Consider the following 17,963-nt stretch of genomic DNA (forward strand, 5'->3'; position numbering starts at 1 on the left):
AGATTAATATCAGGAACCAGGCTTTTTAACCAAGGACTATAAGAAGCGGAAAATCCATATGGTTTATCTAAAAAAGCTAGTTTAGAAGGGTTTATACTCATTGAGTTTGCATCCGGAGCAATTGCCACTCCAGCATCTCCCATGCCTCCGATCCGGGCATCAGGAGTAATCAACAAAAAAGGGACCGCTGTAATGATATTATTTGGAACACTTCCATTTGTTTGGGTACCTGGCTGTACTTCTTGGGCAAACAGTCCTGTAGCAACTGTTGCCAGCGAAAAAATGCTTAATGCAGTTTTTACAGTGTACCTTAAATTCATGCGTCCCGTATAATTAATACTATTGCACGCAAGTTAACATAGTGCTGCTAAATTTCAAAGTATTCCCCCGGTTTACAAAGCATTTGAATAATATCCTACCTGAAAACTCTGTTCGGAGATAATTTGTTTCAATTTTATAAAAAAAGTTTTTTTGGAGCGAACACCTTTTTTTGTGTAGTTTTAACCTTTAGAGTAACTATTTGCGCAATCCAATGAAAAAATCATACCTATACTCGCTTGCATATCTCGCACTTGTAGCCTCCCTTGTCTCCTGTAAATCTAAATCAGGAACTTCGGACAAGACAGGATTAGCCTATAATAAAAAGGAATATGGAGGATTTCAGGTCAACAATAAATTCAAAAGAGGACCCGGTCCCGGCCTGGTCGAAATTGAAGGCGGTGTTTTTGTAATGAGTGGTAGCGCAATAAATGTTGCAGGACAAGAACTAAGCGATTACAACCATAAAAGAGAAACTACTGTTTCTTCTTTTTATATGGATGAAACGGAAGTTTCGAACACGAACTGGCTGGAATACCTAAATTGGATAAGAACCAATTATCCAACTGATTACGAATATTATTATAACGAAATACCCGACACCTTGGTTTGGCGAAGACCGTTATCATACAATGAACCTTATGTGGACAATTATTTAAGGCACCCTGCCTACCAGGATTATCCGGTAGTTGGGGTTACCTGGGAACAGGCGTCAAGGTATTGTGACTGGAGAACTGATCGGGTGAACGAATTGCTCCTCAGGGATCAGGGTTATATGACGAGCTTTAAAGACATAAACGGGGATACCAGAAGCGGTGTTGCCGAGGCAAGCGAAAGACCGACAGCACCTTTTAATACGGAAACCTACCTAAGTGGCCAGCATAATGATAAAGGTAAAAAGGCGATGAAAGATCTAAGCCCTACCAGTGCTAAAGCTGCCGATGCCGGCGCGAATGGGAAAGGTGCAACCAGAACGGTAAGACTGGAAGACGGGATTTTAAAACAACCGTATCGCCTGCCAACTGAAGCCGAATGGGAATATGCTGCACTTGGATTAATTGGCAATACGGAGTACGAAAACATTCATGAAAACAAAATTTATCCATGGAATGGGCTGGGGTTAAGCTCTGCAAAGAAAAAAACCCGTGGTTTGATATTAGCCAACTTCAAAAGAACAAAAGGTGACTATATGGGTGTTGGAGGTTCTTTAAATGACAAAGGCGGGCTAACCGTTCCGGTAAGATCTTACACGCCAAATGATTTCGGCTTGTACAATATGGCTGGAAATGTAAATGAATGGGTTGCGGATGTTTATCGCTCCAAAACTTTTGAGGCTGCCGATGCGTTTAACCCTTACAGAGGAAACTTTTATGAGGATAAAAAAATAGCCGATCCCAGTACCGGAAGGATAGAAATAGACAAACACAACCGTCCTGTGATGACTGCAGCTGTATCGGCAAGAAAACAAACATGGGCGGAAAAACAAGCCGCTGCGAGTAAACCTGCAGATTCTGTGAATACTTACGCCGATCAAAGAGGGTACCGTGACAAGGCAAATGACCTGTATGGTGAAATTACACTTATTACGGATAAATCCAGGGTATATAAGGGTGGATCATGGGATGACCAGGCCATGTGGTTAAATCCTGCAACCAGAAGATTCCTTCAACAGGATGAATCAACAGCCGACATTGGCTTCAGGTGTGCAATGACAATGCTTGGTGCCTCTGAAATTAGATCTATGGGAAAACCGCAATTCAAGACTAAACCGCAAAAGGCCTTTAAAGCTGGCAAGAGATAAACATATTTTTATTTTGATATAACAAAAACGGGGGTCATGTGGCCCCCGTTTTTGTTTATTGAAATTGTATCAATATTTCATTTTTCTCTACCTTGTCTGCCTTATTGATGAGGATCTTCTTAATCATTCCCGAAGCTGGAGATTTAATAACATTTTCCATTTTCATGGCCTCCAGCACCAGTAAGCTATCTCCTTTGCTCACCTGTTGCCCCTCAGTAACCAAAACACTCAAAACCAGGCCTGGCATAGGGGCTTTAATTTCACTAACCTTATTGGCCAAAGCACTATCCATGCCCAATTGCTTAAGTAACTGATCATATTGATCTTCCATTGCGATGGTATAGGTAGTTCCATTTACCTTGATGACACTTGTTTTATCAGCTTTACTTTCGGAGACGACCTCTATGTTGTAGGATTTATTATTGTAGATCACGTGAGTATGGTTATTCCCCAAACTTCTTGGATCTAAAGTTACTTCCAAACCATTAACACTCATTGAATTATTGTTTATTTCGACATTGAAATTGTAGTGTTCGTTGACTTTTACCTTCATAACTATTGTGTTAATGCGTATTGAATTAAATTTGCGCCCATTTTAAGCGCGCTGGAGCGCTTATCCTGAGTATCTCCAGGGTAAGTTCCATAATCCTCCCATCCATTCCCCAAATCGCATTCATAAGTGTAATAACAAACGATGCGTCCTTCCCAGATTAATGCAAAACCCTGAGGTCTTTTATTGTCGTGTTCATGGATCTTGGGCAGGCCATTGGGAAACTTAAATTTTTGATTGTATATCTGATGATTGGCTGGTAATTCTGTGAATGTTAATTCAGGGAATACTTTCTTCATTTCTTTACGGATAAACTTATCCAGTCCGTAGTTATCATCAATGTGTAAGAAGCCGCCACCGATTAAGTATTTACGGAGGTTACTGGCTTCAGCACCACTAAAAACGACATTCCCATGTCCTGTAAGGTATACGAATGGGTAATTAAATATTTCTGCACTTCCAACCTCAACAATTTCCTCCTGCGGGGCAAAGTTTGTTTGCAGGTTCTTGTTACAAAAGTCGATAAGGTTGGGAAGTGCGGTTCTATTGGCATACCAATCGCCACCACCATTATATTTTAGTTTTGCTAATTTATAAGTAGGGGAATAAAAGCTTGAGCATATCAAAATTATTCCGGCGAAAAAAAGGGGTTTAAACTTCATCGATTTAAATAATTCACCTCAAAACAGGCCGCTAAAGCAGCGGTTTCTGTTCTCAGCCGTGTATTACCTAAAGTTAAGGGTTTATAGCCATTCTGCAAAGCCAAATCAATTTCCATCGGTGTAAAATCACCTTCTGGTCCGATCAGGATGGTATAATGCTGATGAGGTTCAGCAATTTGACTGATGTACTGCCTGGAAGACTCATCAATGCAATGCGCTATCATCCTATTAGTGGTATTTTCTATTTTTAAGAAATCGGAAAAGTTTATCTGAGGATTAACTATAGGATGATAGGCTTGAAGGGATTGCTTCACAGCAGAAGTAACGACCTTAACCAACCGGTCTTCTTTAACTACACGACGCTCAGAACGATCACAAATTATTGGCGTGATCTCTTCTATCCCTATTTCAGTCGCTTTTTCCAGAAACCATTCTAATCGATCTATGTTTTTAGTTGGTGCAATAGCAATATGCAGCCGATGATTCCGCTTGTTGTAGTTATGGGTTGCTTCCAGAACTTTTAGTTCAACGTTTCTCTTTGTCTGGCCTACAATTGCAGCCTTGTAAAGTCCTCCAACGCCATCAATAAGGTAAACTTCGGCACCAATATTTAATCTTAAAACCTTTATGCAATGCCTGCTTTCATCCTCATTTAAGACATAATCATCAGAAATGATGTCTGGTGTATAAAAAACATGCATTACAAAGTAGATTAATGGTTGTCGACCATATCACTCTTGCTAATCACGAGCTCCAGTTTTATGGTTTCTATATTCTGTTCTGTTTTCTTTAAGATCGTAAATAAATACCCATAACATTCTTCGCTATCACCTACTTCAGGGATCTTTCCAAATGCATGAGACACAAGCCCTCCTACTGTATCAAAATCCTCATCTTCGGGCAGATCATGAGGTAAATGCTCATTTACATCATAAACAGTTGCATAAGCATTAATGATAAATTCTGTATCAGATATTTTTTCAACAGTTGGTTTTTCCTCATCATACTCGTCCTGTATCTCACCAACAATCTCCTCTACGATATCTTCCAGCGTTACCATTCCGGCTGTACCGCCGAATTCGTCAATGACAATAGCAATTTGAATGCGCTTCTGTTGAAGTTCACTTAGCAGGTCATTTATTTTCTTTGTTTCAGGTACAAAATATGGCTTCCTGATAATATCACTTAAAGACCATTCTTTATTACCCGCCAATAATGGGAGAATATCCTTTGCGTGAACAATTCCGATAATCTTATCGATAATGTCATCATAAACAGGCATCCTTGAATATCCTTCGCCAATTATTGTTTCTACAACTTCCTGTTTAGGTGTAGATAATTCAATTCCAGAAATTTTGGTTCTTGGAACCATGATATTTTTAACAACTCGCTCATTAAAATCAAAAACGTTTTTAATCAGTTCGTGTTCATTGGTATCCAGCGCGCCACTTTCTTTACCCTGATCCAATAAATAATACAACTCTTCTGTACTGTGTACTGATTCATGTCCACCTACATTGGAAATACCAAACAGCTTAAGGATTATATTAGCCAGGCCGTTTAAAACCCATATAAAAGGTCTGAATAGCCAATAGAATGCCTGAAGGGGAACAGCAATGAATAATGTTGTAGCCACAGGTCTTTGTATTGCTACCGACTTTGGTGCCAATTCTCCAAATACGATGTGCATTACCGTAATAAATAGAAATGCAATAAACGTAGATATAGAGGTAATGTAAACCTCTGATAAATTAAAGTTAATCAGCGCATCGTGAACAATGTTATGCATCACAGATTCACCGACCCAACCCAAACCAAGAGAGGCAAGCGTAATACCCAGCTGTGTTGCGGCTAAATAGCCATCAAGATGCTGGGTAATGTATTTTGCGATATTTGCAACCCTACTTCCGGATTTCGCTTTAATTTCAATTTGCGAGGCCCTAACCTTTACAATTGCAAATTCTGCTGCAACGAAAAATCCGTTCAGCGCTACTAAGAAGAATGTTAAAAATATCTTGAGACCTTCCATTAAGAATTCTTATTTCTAAACTTTTCGTCATAGAGAGCAATGCTTTCCTGTATGACTTTATGTGCATATCTTACACCCAACAGATGTTCGATAGTTACTTTCTTTTCTTCCAGTGCTTTATAATCCTGGAAGAACTTAACGATTTCTTTCATTGTATGCGGAGGCAGATCAGCCAAATCATTAATGTAATTAACCGACATATCGTTTTTAGCTACCGCAATGATTTTATCATCTTGTTCGCCGTTATCTACCATATGCATTACGCCGATAACTTTCGCCTCGATAATTGACAATGGATAAACATCCACTGAGCATAACACCAAAATATCAAGAGGGTCATTATCATCGCAATAGGTTTGTGGAATAAACCCATAATTAGCGGGGTACATCACTGAAGAGAATAATACTCTATCTAATTTAATCAGATTAGACTCTTTATCAATTTCATATTTCGCTTTTGAACCTTTTGGAATTTCTATAATGGCATTAACAATTTCAGGTAAATTATCGCCTGGAGAAACGCTGTGCCATGGATGATGATCGTAATTATTCATTTTTTATTTTATTGTTCTGTATTTGTTGTTTCTTTATCTGTGTTATTTACCACCTTCTTTTTCACGAACGTGATGATAAGCGGAATGGTCGTAACAATAATAAAGCCTATAATTATGTATAATAAATAATCGGTTATTTCTTTTTCAAATCTTTTACCTAAGAAATAACCAAGCAAAGTTAAGGAAGCTATCCATAATATTGCACCTGCAATGTTATATAATGCAAATCTCTTAAAATCTAGTTTAACTACGCCAGCAAAAATCGGGGCAAAAGTCCTGACGATCGGAACAAATCTTCCCATTATTAAAGCAAAAGCTCCCTGTTTGTTGTAATATTCCTCGGCAGCTTTCAAATAACGCTTTTTAAAGAAGAAAGTGTCCTTCCTATGATAGAGTACAGGGCCCGTCTTTCGACCAAACCAATACCCGGTAAAATTACCTGAAATGGCAGAAAGGCATAAACCCAGGATAAGCACGTAGATATTTACATCCAACTTTCCTGTTGCTACAAACATGCCCGCAAGAAATAAAAGGTAATCGCCTGGTAGGAAGAACCCAAAAAATAAACCAGTTTCAGCAAAAATAACGAACATTACAACATAAAAACCACCTTCTTTAAGTAATTTTTCAGGGTCGATAAAATGCTGTAATGAGGTCCAGAAATCTTGCATAGTTCAATTACTCGTAAAACTACAAATAATTATCTAGAGAAATGGTTATATCAAATTTAAAATTACCGCAGGGTATACCCCTAAAAATAATGTAATTACAACTGAAAAAATCAATACTGCTTTGTATTGAAGCGGTACTTCCAGCTCAATTTCATTACCCTCTTTAAAGTACATGGCCACGATTACTTTAAAATAATAGTAAAAGCCAACCAAGGCATTTAAAATAGCGAATGCAACAAGAAGGATCTGATACTCTCCCATTACATTCAGAAACATTAAATACTTCCCGATAAATCCTGCTGTTAGCGGTATACCGGCCAGCGATAACATCGCTATTGTGAGCACCAAAGCAGTTAGTGGATTGCGTTTAGCCAGTCCGTTAAAGCTGTCAAAATGATCATTACCTGTTTTCTGTTTAACCATAATTAGCACCGCAAACGCAATGATACTGGCAAAAGTATAAGCTGCTGCATAAACCAATACATTATTTGATGAGTTTGCAGACAAGGTTACTAACGAAAACAATAAGTAACCTGCATGAGATATACTCGAATAGGCAAGCATTCTTTTAAAGTTCTTTTGAAATAAGGCAGTAACATTTCCAATAAACAATGTAATACAAACAATTGCAACTAGTGGTGGTAGCCAGAAATCATGAAGCGGAGCAAAAGTATCAGCAAACAGGCGTAAAAAGGCAGCAAAACCTGCAGTTTTCACTACTGTGGACATAAAAGTTGTAATCAAAGTCGGCGCACCCTCATATACGTCCGGTGTCCAAAAGTGAAACGGTGCAGCTCCTACTTTAAAGCTCAATCCTATTAACATCAGAATTACACCCGGATAAAACATCGGGGAGATGGATTTGTAATTGCCCACTAAATACTGATTAATGGTCTCCAAATCGAACGAGCCTGTCGCACCATAAATCAAGGTAATGCCAAATAGTAAGAATCCTGTTGAGAATGCTCCCATTAAAAAGTACTTCAATGAAGCCTCATTAGATGCAAAGTTACTTTTCCGAATACCCGCAAGTATATATAAACAAACAGACATAATCTCAATGCCAATAAACAACATGGACATGTTCTTGTAAGAAACCATGATGATGATACCTGCCAGTGCAAATAATATTAGTGTGAAATATTCAGCAATATTTTCACTATCCGCTGCAAAATAATTTTGTGTAAGTAGAAATACAAACAATGTACCCAGGATGGTTATACCTGAAAAAGCCAATGCAAAATTATCCATCTGCATCATGCCAAAATAGGTCTGATTAGTGTTCCATGAAGTAGCAACAAAAGCCAGTGAAATAAGCAATCCAATAAGAGTAATGGGTAATAATGCTTTTTTAGCCTTAAACAAACCTGCGTAAAGCACTACTAAAGCTGTAACAGTAATTGTTATTATGATATTCATTTGCTTAGTTTACCGATGTTAATTTTTGTGTTACTTGTTCTATTAAATGCTGCACTGATGCTTCAGACAATTGCAGAATTGGTTTTGGATAAACGCCTAATACAATAATTAGTGCGCAAATGATATATAGTACTATCCTTTCCGAACCTTTAACGTCTGTAAAGGTAATTGTTAAATCATTCGTTTTGCCCAGCATAATGTTCTGGTACATCCTGAACATATAAACTGCCCCGAATATAATTGTTAATCCTGCAAAAACAGCTAACCAGATATTGTACTGATACACGCCTATCAGCAACAGGAATTCTCCTATAAAGCCGTTGGTTCCAGGTAATGCAACCGTTCCAAGAACGATGATCAAAGCCGTAATTGCCAATACTGGTGCCTGTTTGGCGATTCCACCCAATTCACTTATTCTATTTGTTTTCAAACGGCTTGAAACAATGTCAAGCACAAAAAACAAACCTACCACATTGATACCGTGACTAAGCATCTGAATCATTGCACCCTGCATGCCCTGTGTATTCAACGCAAAAATACCTGCACTGATTAGGCCAACGTGGGCAATTGAAGAATAAGCCACCAAACGCTTTGCGTCTTTTTGTGTAAATGCGATAATTGATGCATATACGATTCCTATAACAGACAGTATAATTGCAACATGACCCCAATCCTGAACTCCGGAAGGAACTATAGGCAACAACCAGCGGATAACCCCGTAAATACCCATTTTAAGCATGATACCCGCCAATAACATAGTACCGGCAGCAGGAGCTTCGGTATATGTATTTGGCTGCCAGGTATGGAAGGGGAATACAGGCATCTTAATTGCAAAAGCAATAAAGAAAGCCCAAAATATCCAGCCCTGTTGTGTTGCATCCAAATTAAGATTATAGAACGCCTGGATATCAAAATTATGCGCAGGGTTCTGTAAGTACAGGTAAATCAATCCCAGGAGCATAAATAACGAACCCGCTATGGTATAAACAAAGAATTTCATGTTTACCTTAATACGATCTTTTCCGCCCCAAACTGCACAGATAAAGTAAATCGGAATTAATGCTGCTTCCCAGCCAATATAGAACAAGAAAGCATCAAGAGCGGTAAATACGATTAACAATCCGCTTTGCATGAAAAGAATTAAAGCAAAGAATGCATTTGAACTTTTGTAGCTATGCTGGTAACTTGCCAATATGATTAATGGTATTAACACGTTGGTCAATAGTATTGTAATCATACTTATTCCGTCGACACCAGCGTGGAAATTTATCCCAAGATCATGAATCCAGGAGTAGTTTACCACAAATTGGGTGCTGGCATCAGGTGTAAAATTACATACCATCGCCAATGCAAAACCTAAAGAGACAATTGCCGAAACCAATGCCACATGCTTTGCTGCATTTCCGGAAAGAGCGGTAACCAAGGCACCTAGCAATGGTAAGAATATAAGAAGTAGTAAAAGTTGTTCCATTATGTTTTCTTGAACGATCTTTTATAGAGATAAATAAGTATACAATAACAATGAGATGATTCCTACCACCATCATAAAAATATAAAACCCAACATTGCCGGATTGTATTAAACGCAAACCTTTACTGGCTTCGGTAGTTCCCCAGCCTAAGCTGTTCACAATACCATCAACGATCTTATTATCTACGATTTTGTAGAAGAATACTGAAATTGCATCCAAAGGTTTTCTAATTAATGCATCATATATCTCATCAAAATAAAATTTATGGTAAGACAGGTTTGCCAGCACAGAACGTTTAGCTTCATCTGAAGCCGGTATGTGATTTTGTTTGATGTATTTGCCATATGCTATTGCAATAGAGATTAAAACACCAACCACAGAAACTGCCATAAGGATATATTCAGTAGCGTGATCCGGTGATTCCCCGGTATGCTTAATTACCGGAGAAAGCCAATGTGATAACCAATGATTTCCGCCCAAAGCCTCAGGCACACCAATGATACCACCAAGGGCTGACAATACCGCCAACACGATCAAAGGAATTGTCATTGATTTAGGTGATTCATGAATTTTTTCTTCGGCATGATGCGTTCCGCGATATTTACCGTAAAAAGTAAGGAACAACATCCTGAACATATAAAATGCAGTAAGAAACGCGCCAAACACTGCAATTCCCCACATTACTTTATCGTGCAGGTACACATGTGCCAAAATCTCGTCTTTAGAGAAGAATCCAGAAAAAGGAGGAAGCCCTGCTATAGCAATGGTACCAATAAGCATTGTGATAAAAGTTACAGGTAGTTTTTTACGTAAACCGCCCATATGTCTCATATCTTGTTCGTGATGTAAGGCATGAATAACAGATCCTGCACACAAGAATAATAATGCTTTGAAGAATGCGTGAGTAATCACATGGAAGAAAGCTCCATTATATGCGCCAACACCTAAACCTAAAAACATGTATCCCAATTGTGATACAGTAGAATAAGCAAGTACTTTTTTGATATCTGTTTGCGTGAGTGCAATAATTGCCGCTACAATAGCGGTAGCAAGGCCAACGATGGCAATTACGTGTTGAATTAAAGGGGCCAAATCAAAGATCAGGTTAGATCTGGCGATCATATAGATACCGGCAGTAACCATGGTTGCGGCATGTATTAAGGCTGAAACAGGTGTTGGTCCAGCCATCGCATCAGGTAACCAGGTAAAAAGAGGTAGCTKAGCAGATTTACCGCAGGCTCCGATAAATAACAACAATGCGATAAGCGCTATGGTTGTGTTTCCAGGGAGCATATTAGCTGCCTGAGGAAATATTTTAGAAAACTCTACACTTCCGAAAGTAGTGAAGATAAAGAATACACCCAGCAAAAAGCCCAGATCACCGATACGGTTCATCACAAAAGCCTTTTTAGCTGCAGAAGCATAGCTACTATTTGTATACCAAAACCCGATCAGAAGGTAAGAGCATAACCCAACCCCTTCCCATCCAATGAACATTACGATGTAGTTTGATCCCAATACCAGTAAAAGCATAAAAAAGATAAACAGGTTCAGGTAGCTAAAAAACTTACCGAATCCTTCATCGCTATGCATATATCCGATTGAGTAGATATGGATCAGAAACCCTACTCCGGTAACAATAAGTAGCATTATAGCACTTAACGGGTCTACCAGAAAAGATACCGGAATATGTAACGCACCGGCATTTATCCAATCAAAAAGAAAAATTTCATGAGATTTATTTGCGTCTGCACCTAAGGCCAGAAATATACCAACACTGATCGCAAAAGAAACAAAAATAACACTGCTTCCTATAAAACCAATAAGGCTTTTAGATAATGTGTTTCTTCCCAAGCCATTGATTATAAAACCAATCAGAGGAATCAACGGAACCAGCCAAACTAAATCTATTATCATTTTTTATCTATACTTAATATTACCACTTAAGGCKATTCAACACATTAATATCTACTGACTGTGTATTTCTATACACCATCACAATAATACTTAAGCCCACCGCAACCTCTGCAGCAGCTAAAGCCATTATGAAAAACACAAAAACCTGTCCGGATGGATCATTGTTATGCACTGAAAAAGCTGTTAGCAGCAAATTAACTGCATTCAGCATCAATTCAACCGACATAAATATAACTATAGCGTTTCTGCGGGTTAATACTCCAATAACGCCAATGGTGAAAATAATAGCACTTAGCCAGATGTAGTGGTTAAGTGGTACGCCCTGCAATTGTTGAGTCATGTTCTCCACTATACTTTTTCTTTTTTAGTTAACAATACTGCACCAACCATCGCAGAAAGCAATAAGATTGATGAAAGTTCAAAGGGCAACATAAAAGGGCCGAACAATTCCTTGCCCAGATTTTTCAGTAAGCCCAAATTAGGATTTCTTAAAATCACCGGATCAGACACTGCAGTAGCCTTTAGGGATCCAACCAAAGTAACCACAAGACAGCATCCTGCGATCACACCGACAACTTTTACTGCTCCTGATTTTAACGGCTCGTTATCCTTATTGAGGTTCAGTAACATCAGCACAAAAAGGAATAGAACCATAATTGCACCCATGTAAACAATGAAATTTACCACAGCCAAAAACTGTGCGTTTAACAGAATGTAGTGAACCGTAAATGTGAAGAATGTAACAATCAGATAAAGCACACTATGCACCGGGTTTTTTGAAAAAATAACCATCAGTGAAAAGATCACGCTTAATGTTGCTACGAAATAGAATACTGAAGTACCCATTATCTATGTTTAAACTGTTTATATTAAAAGGCCCTTAACAGGCATTGTATACTAAATTACTATTTATTCAATGGTTGCTCTACCAATTTATCCTTCCCGTAAATAAAATCTTTACGAAGATAATCGGCAGGTACGATTGGGCCATCCAGGTAGATTGCTTCTTTTGGACAGGCTTCTTCACATAAACCACAGAAAATGCAGCGCAACATATTAATTTCATATACTGCAGCATACTTCTCTTCCCTATAGAGTTCCTTTTCTTCAGGCTTGCGTTCTGCAGCAATCATAGTGATCGCTTCAGCCGGGCAGGACAGCGCACACAACCCACAAGCAGTACAACGCTCTCTTCCCTGCTCATCTCTTTTCAAAGAATGCATCCCTCTAAAGTTGGTTGAGAATTCTCTTTCAACTTCAGGGTATCTTATGGTAGCCTCTTTTTTAAATAGGTGGCTAATTGTAACAGACAAACCTTTGGCTATTGCAGGCAGATACATTCGTTCTGCAAACGTTAATGGTTTTTGTTCTAATACTTTCTTTTTACTGGTTAATGGTTCCATTAAACCTCCTTATTATTTATCCGCTAGTGCGGGTAGTTAAAACTTTTCAATTATTGCAATCACAATTCCTGTGATAATGATGTTAGCGATAGCCAAAGGAATTAAACCCTTCCAGCCAAGGTGCATCAATTGATCATAGCGGAAACGAGGGATTGTCCAGCGTACCCACATAAAGAAAAATATGAATGCGAATATTTTTATAAAAAATACAAACGTTCCAATCAGAGGACCAATAACCGGTCCTGTATGTAACAATACCCAATCCATACCCGGATAGTTATATCCTCCAAAATAAAGCGTAGCCATAACTGCTGATGACACAAACATATTGATGTATTCAGCAAATAGATAGAAGCCCAGTTTCATTGAAGAATACTCCGTATGATAACCACCAATCAGCTCGGTTTCACACTCCGGCAAATCAAAAGGAGCCCTATTGGTTTCTGCAAAGGCACAAACCATAAAAATGACAAACCCTAAGGGCTGGTAAAGTATATTCCAGTGCCAGCCATGTTGTTGTTCCACAATCTCTTTAAGACTCATTGTTCCTGTAACGAGCAACAAAGCAATAATAGATAAGCCCATAGCGATCTCATAGCTGATATTTTGCGATGCCGCACGAATGGCACTTAGCAATGAGTATTTATTATTTGATGCCCAGCCACCGATCATTACTCCGTAAACACCTAGTGAAACCACACCAAAGATGTATAAAATACCTACATTGATATCCGTTACCTGCAATGGAATAACACGATCTCCGATGGTTATATTGCTGCCCCATGGGATAACTGCTGTTCCAATACAAGCGGTAAGCATGGCCAATCCCGGTCCTACCATAAATAACCACTTACTGGCGTTTGAAGGAATAATCTCTTCCTTCATGAACATTTTAACCCCATCAGCCAATGGCTGAAGTATCCCAAAAGGCCCTGCTCTGTCTGGTCCAAGCCTGTCCTGTAAAAAGGCAGCAACTTTCCGCTCAGCATAAGTAGAGTACATAGCAATCAATAAACTGATACCAAATATGATGGCAACCAGTACAAATTTTTCTATTACAAAAGCTATATCCATTAGAATTTGGTTGTTTTTTCTAGTTCTACTTTATTTGCCTGTTGTAATTGAGGATTGTTTTGAATAACAGGCAAAGGCTTTAAGGTTTCATAATGGTTAGAAGCAATAACGGAAGTATCGCTAATATGAGTGGGATGCTCAATTACCCAATCAGCCGTTTTCTTTTTATCGAAGCGGCAGGTATTGCAGATAAATTCTTCCACCTCACCATAAATATCTTTACGTGCTGTAACCCTTAGCACATCTTCTCCCTTATACCATAAAGTAACTTTACCACTGCATGTAGGACAATCTCTGTGTGCGTCAATTGGCTTGGTAAACCAAACACGATTTTTAAATCTGAATGTTTTATCGGTTAATGCTCCAACAGGGCATACGTCAATCACGTTTCCGGAAAAATCATTATCTACAGCTGTTTGTATATAGGTAGAAATTTCTGAGTGATCACCTCTATTTAAAATACCATGTACACGTTTGTTTGTAATCTGGTCGGCAGTAAATACGCAACGATAGCATAAAATACATCTGTTCATATGTAACTGGATCTTATCTCCAATATCGATACGTTCAAAAGTTCTGCGCTCAAATTCATATCTGGTTTTCTGCAAACCGTGCTCATATCCAAGATTCTGAAGGTCACATTCTCCTGCCTGATCACAAACAGGGCAGTCTAAAGGATGGTTGATCAGTAGCATTTCTACTACACCGCTTCGCGCTTCAATAACTTCCGGAGAAGTGATATTTTGAACCTCCATGCCATCCATAACTGTTGTACGGCATGATGCTACCAACTTTGGCATTGGCCTGGGATCTTTCTCAGACCCCTTGCTAACTTTAACAATACAAGTACGGCATTTTCCTCCGCTACCTTCTAATTTGGAATAATAGCACATTGCAGGAGGCACTATATCACCACCTATTTGCCTTGCAGCATTTAGAATAGTTGTGCCGGGTGCTACTTCTACTGTTATCCCGTCTATGGTTACCTTAACTTTGTCACTCATGATTGTTAATTTCCTGTCGTAACTTCTGCTTTCGCAATAGGCTCAGCATAATTTGCCAAACCATAATTAGTATCTAAACATTTGATTGGCTCTTTAACATGCCATTCAAACTCATCTCTGAAATGTCTGATTGCACTTGCAACCGGCCATGCTGCCGCATCGCCTAAAGGACAGATTGTGTTTCCTTCAATCTTTTTAGAAACATCAACCAATAGGTCAATATCGCTCATTTTACCATGGCCATACTCTATTCTGTGCAGCACTTTTTCCATCCATCCTGTTCCCTCTCTACAAGGAGAGCATTGTCCACAGCTTTCATGATGATAAAAACGAGCGAAGTTCCAGGTGTTTCTAACAATACACTGATCTTCATCAAATGCGATAAAACCGCCAGAACCCATCATTGATCCAGTAGCAAAACCACCTTCTGACAACGATTCATAGCTCATTAATCTTGGTTCGCCATTCGCTAACTTCAGGGTTAGATTTGCGGGTAAGATAGGAACAGATGATCCCCCGGCTACAGTAGCCTTTAATCTTTTACCGTTTGCGATACCTCCGCAATATTCATCAGAATAAATAAACTCTTCTACAGGCAATCCCAGATCTATTTCATATACACCTGGTCTCACTAAGTTACCAGAAGCTGAAATCAGTTTAGTACCTGTACTTCTGCCGATTCCTATTTTGGCATACTCATCACCACCATCGTTAATGATAGGCACAGTCGCCGCAATAGACTCCACATTGTTTACTACAGTTGGACATCCGTAAAGCCCTGCAATTGCAGGAAAAGGAGGTTTAATCCTGGGATTTCCTCTTTTACCTTCTAAAGACTCCAATAATGCGGTTTCTTCTCCACAAATATATGCACCGCCACCTGGTTGAACATATAGTTCCAAATCATAGCCGGTTCCTAAAATATTCTTTCCTAAAAACCCAGCATGCTTTGCTTCTGCAATTGCTTTTTCCAGTATTCTAATCTGGGGCATCATCTCACCTCTTACATAAATGTAAGAGGTATTAGCACCCAGCGCAAAACTTGAAACGATCATTCCCTCAATAAGTGCATGAGGGATATGGGTCATCAGATAACGATCTTTAAAAGTTCCTGGCTCAGACTCGTCTGCATTACAAACTAAATATCTTGCTACGCCTTCAGGTTTCGCCAAAAAACTCCATTTCATTCCCGTAGGGAATCCTGCACCGCCACGTCCACGTAATCCAGACTTCTTAACTTCTTCCACTACTTCATCAGGAGTCAAAGTTTTTAAGGCCTTTTCTACGGCACGATAACCGCCTTTTTGGCGATAAACATCAAATGTATTGATGCCTGGTACGTTTATGTGTTCTAATAATAGTTTACGGGCCATTATTTCTTGCGTAAATCTTGTATCAACTCGTCAACCTTTTGTTCATTAAGGTTTTCGTAAAATGTATATTCCGGACCGATCTGTAATACCGGGCCATATCCACAGGCAGCTAAACACTCTACACCTCTCCAGCTAAACAAGCCATCAGGTGTAACCTCCCCTTCTTTAACGCCTAGATTTTGTTCTATATGGTTCATCAGCTTCTCAGCACCCACTAAACAACAAGGGCCGGTTCTGCATACTTCCAGAACATACTTACCCTGAGGTTTTAAAAAATACATGCTGTAAAACGAAGCTACTTCATATACCTCAATGTTCTGGATATCCAGATAAGCAGCAACTTTATCCATTGCATCCGGGCTTAACCAGCCTAATTCAGCCTGAACCTCATGAAGCATCGGCAATAAAGCAGATTTATGTTTACCCTTCGGGTATCTGCTAATTATCTCATCAAACTTCTCTTTTAAAGCTGATGAAAACTCTACAGGTTGTTGTTGTTCTACTTTAAGCATCTAATTCTCCTGCAATAATGTTCATACTACTCATGTTGATAATGGCATCTGACAGCAGCATGCCTTTACTCATTGGTGCAAACATTTGGTAATTAATAAAACTAGGTCTTCTGAAGTGTAAACGATATGGCGTTCTTCCTCCATCATTGATTAAATAGAAGCCCAACTCACCATTACCACCTTCAACTGAATGATATACTTCAGCTTTAGGAGCATCAATTTCGCCCATCACGATTTTAAAATGATAGATTAAAGCTTCCATGTTATTATAAACTTCTTCCTTAGCAGGCAAATAGAATTCAGGTACATCCGCATGGAAAATACCTGCCGGTTCGTGCTTTAATTTTTCTAAAGCCTGTTCGATTAACCTAACACTTTGCCACATTTCTTCATTCCGAACAAGATAACGGTCATAAATATCACCACTTGTTCCTACCGGAACTTCAAAATCAAAATCTTCATATGACGAATATGGATCACTCACGCGAACGTCATAGTCAACTCCAGCTGAACGCAACAGCGGTCCGGTCCATCCATAATCCAGTGCCTGTTCCGCTGATACCGCTGCAACTTTCGCTGTACGGTCAATAAAAATACGGTTACGGTTAAGCAAGCTTTCAAATTCTCTTAGTGCTACGGGGAACTCTTTCAAAAACTTATTGATTTTGGCAAAGGCAATTTCATTAAAGTCTCTTTCGAAGCCTCCAATACGACCAATATTGGTCGTTAATCTTGCACCACAAATCTCTTCATAGATCTCATAAATATGTTCTCTGAATTGAAATAAATATAAGAATGTGGTTGTTGCGCCTGTATCCTGAGCAATAATGGTATTACAGATAATGTGATCTGAAATACGTGCCAGTTCCATAATAATTACCCTTAAGTAATCCACACGCTTTGGCATTTTAATATTCAATAACTTCTCTACAGTCATGTGCCATCCCATATTATTTATGGGAGAAGAGCAGTAGTTTAACCGATCTGTTAAAGGAGTAATTTGATAGAATGGGCGATGTTCCGCAATTTTTTCAAAAGCACGGTGAATGTACCCAATAGTAGATACACCACTAACGATGCGCTCACCATCCAATTGAATTACATTCTGAAAAACACCATGTGTTGCAGGGTGAGTTGGACCTAAATTTAAGGTTACCAATTCATTCTGTGGGTCGTTATCTGTATATACCGGTTGATTCATTTTT

At 38.9% G+C, this 17,963-nt stretch carries 18 protein-coding genes and 1 pseudogene; 1 reads left to right on the top strand and 18 read right to left on the bottom strand.

The genetic code is table 11. The annotated features are described in order from the left end of the window. A pseudogene (locus AC1DG9_RS00890) lies at positions 1-320 on the bottom strand (type IX secretion system outer membrane channel protein PorV); the annotation flags it as partial. 212 nt (positions 321-532) lie between these two features. On the opposite strand from AC1DG9_RS00890, the gene AC1DG9_RS00895 reads away from it, so the two are divergent. Further along, the gene (locus tag AC1DG9_RS00895) at positions 533-2,119 is read left to right on the top strand and encodes an SUMF1/EgtB/PvdO family nonheme iron enzyme (RefSeq protein WP_288883470.1); all 1,587 of its coding nucleotides are present in this window, start codon (positions 533-535) and stop codon (positions 2,117-2,119) included. A 55-nt stretch (positions 2,120-2,174) separates the two neighbouring features. On the opposite strand, the gene AC1DG9_RS00900 is transcribed toward AC1DG9_RS00895, so the two are convergent. Genes AC1DG9_RS00900 through AC1DG9_RS00980 form a run of 17 tightly spaced genes read right to left on the bottom strand, consistent with a single transcriptional unit; the run spans position 2,175 to position 17,959 of the window. Continuing rightward, positions 2,175-2,672, bottom strand: a complete 498-nt coding sequence (locus tag AC1DG9_RS00900) for an acyl-CoA carboxylase biotin carboxyl carrier protein subunit (RefSeq protein WP_337716950.1) — start codon at positions 2,670-2,672, stop codon at positions 2,175-2,177. Between the two features lie 2 nt (positions 2,673-2,674). Then, a complete protein-coding gene (locus tag AC1DG9_RS00905) occupies positions 2,675-3,331 on the bottom strand; it encodes a DUF4159 domain-containing protein (RefSeq protein WP_337716952.1) in 657 nt (218 codons plus the stop codon). Next, a complete protein-coding gene (locus AC1DG9_RS00910) occupies positions 3,328-4,032 on the bottom strand; it encodes a 16S rRNA (uracil(1498)-N(3))-methyltransferase (RefSeq protein WP_337716954.1) in 705 nt (234 codons plus the stop codon). Before AC1DG9_RS00910 ends, AC1DG9_RS00905 begins: the two co-directional genes overlap by 4 nt. Before the next feature lie 11 nt (positions 4,033-4,043). After that, positions 4,044-5,360, bottom strand: coding sequence for a hemolysin family protein (locus AC1DG9_RS00915; protein ID WP_337716956.1), 1,317 nt, complete (start codon positions 5,358-5,360; stop codon positions 4,044-4,046). Next, entirely contained in the window at positions 5,360-5,914 is a 555-nt protein-coding gene (locus AC1DG9_RS00920; protein WP_048903407.1) for an inorganic diphosphatase, read from the bottom strand. Before AC1DG9_RS00920 ends, AC1DG9_RS00915 begins: the two co-directional genes overlap by 1 nt. Positions 5,915-5,922: 8 nt before the next feature. Further along, on the bottom strand, positions 5,923-6,585 hold the full coding sequence (locus AC1DG9_RS00925) for a DedA family protein (protein ID WP_172662135.1): 663 nt from the start codon (positions 6,583-6,585) through the stop codon (positions 5,923-5,925). 45 nt (positions 6,586-6,630) lie between these two features. Then, positions 6,631-8,004 carry an NADH-quinone oxidoreductase subunit N gene (locus AC1DG9_RS00930; RefSeq protein ID WP_172662136.1) on the bottom strand — a complete coding sequence of 458 codons (1,374 nt, stop codon included), beginning with the start codon at positions 8,002-8,004 and terminating at the stop codon, positions 6,631-6,633. A 4-nt stretch (positions 8,005-8,008) separates the two neighbouring features. Then, positions 8,009-9,475 (bottom strand): complex I subunit 4 family protein, encoded by a 1,467-nt coding sequence (locus tag AC1DG9_RS00935; RefSeq protein WP_172662137.1) that lies wholly within the window; start codon positions 9,473-9,475, stop codon positions 8,009-8,011. Positions 9,476-9,496: 21 nt separating this feature from the next. Further along, entirely contained in the window at positions 9,497-11,389 is a 1,893-nt protein-coding gene (gene nuoL / locus AC1DG9_RS00940) for an NADH-quinone oxidoreductase subunit L (protein WP_477634241.1), read from the bottom strand. 22 nt (positions 11,390-11,411) lie between these two features. Beyond that, positions 11,412-11,741: an NADH-quinone oxidoreductase subunit NuoK gene (gene nuoK, locus AC1DG9_RS00945; protein WP_477634221.1), complete on the bottom strand. Its 330-nt coding sequence runs from the start codon at positions 11,739-11,741 to the stop codon at positions 11,412-11,414. Beyond that, entirely contained in the window at positions 11,741-12,238 is a 498-nt protein-coding gene (locus AC1DG9_RS00950) for an NADH-quinone oxidoreductase subunit J family protein (RefSeq protein ID WP_048903402.1), read from the bottom strand. The genes nuoK and AC1DG9_RS00950 overlap by 1 nt, the downstream gene beginning before the upstream one ends. Before the next feature lie 59 nt (positions 12,239-12,297). Beyond that, entirely contained in the window at positions 12,298-12,795 is a 498-nt protein-coding gene (locus AC1DG9_RS00955; protein ID WP_048903401.1) for a NuoI/complex I 23 kDa subunit family protein, read from the bottom strand. A 36-nt stretch (positions 12,796-12,831) separates the two neighbouring features. Beyond that, positions 12,832-13,869, bottom strand: a complete 1,038-nt coding sequence (gene nuoH / locus AC1DG9_RS00960; protein WP_172662138.1) for an NADH-quinone oxidoreductase subunit NuoH — start codon at positions 13,867-13,869, stop codon at positions 12,832-12,834. Next, positions 13,869-14,873 carry an NADH-quinone oxidoreductase subunit G gene (locus AC1DG9_RS00965; RefSeq protein WP_048903399.1) on the bottom strand — a complete coding sequence of 335 codons (1,005 nt, stop codon included), beginning with the start codon at positions 14,871-14,873 and terminating at the stop codon, positions 13,869-13,871. The genes nuoH and AC1DG9_RS00965 overlap by 1 nt, the downstream gene beginning before the upstream one ends. Positions 14,874-14,878: 5 nt before the next feature. Beyond that, complete coding sequence (gene nuoF, locus AC1DG9_RS00970) at positions 14,879-16,246, bottom strand: NADH-quinone oxidoreductase subunit NuoF (RefSeq protein ID WP_172662139.1); 1,368 nt, start codon at positions 16,244-16,246, stop codon at positions 14,879-14,881. Beyond that, positions 16,246-16,758: an NADH-quinone oxidoreductase subunit NuoE family protein gene (locus tag AC1DG9_RS00975; RefSeq protein WP_172662140.1), complete on the bottom strand. Its 513-nt coding sequence runs from the start codon at positions 16,756-16,758 to the stop codon at positions 16,246-16,248. The genes nuoF and AC1DG9_RS00975 overlap by 1 nt, the downstream gene beginning before the upstream one ends. Further along, a complete protein-coding gene (locus tag AC1DG9_RS00980; protein ID WP_048903397.1) occupies positions 16,751-17,959 on the bottom strand; it encodes an NADH-quinone oxidoreductase subunit D in 1,209 nt (402 codons plus the stop codon). The genes AC1DG9_RS00975 and AC1DG9_RS00980 overlap by 8 nt, the downstream gene beginning before the upstream one ends. Between the last annotated feature and the right edge of the window lie 4 nt (positions 17,960-17,963).

Source organism: Pedobacter sp. 05L430, assembly GCF_056397585.1.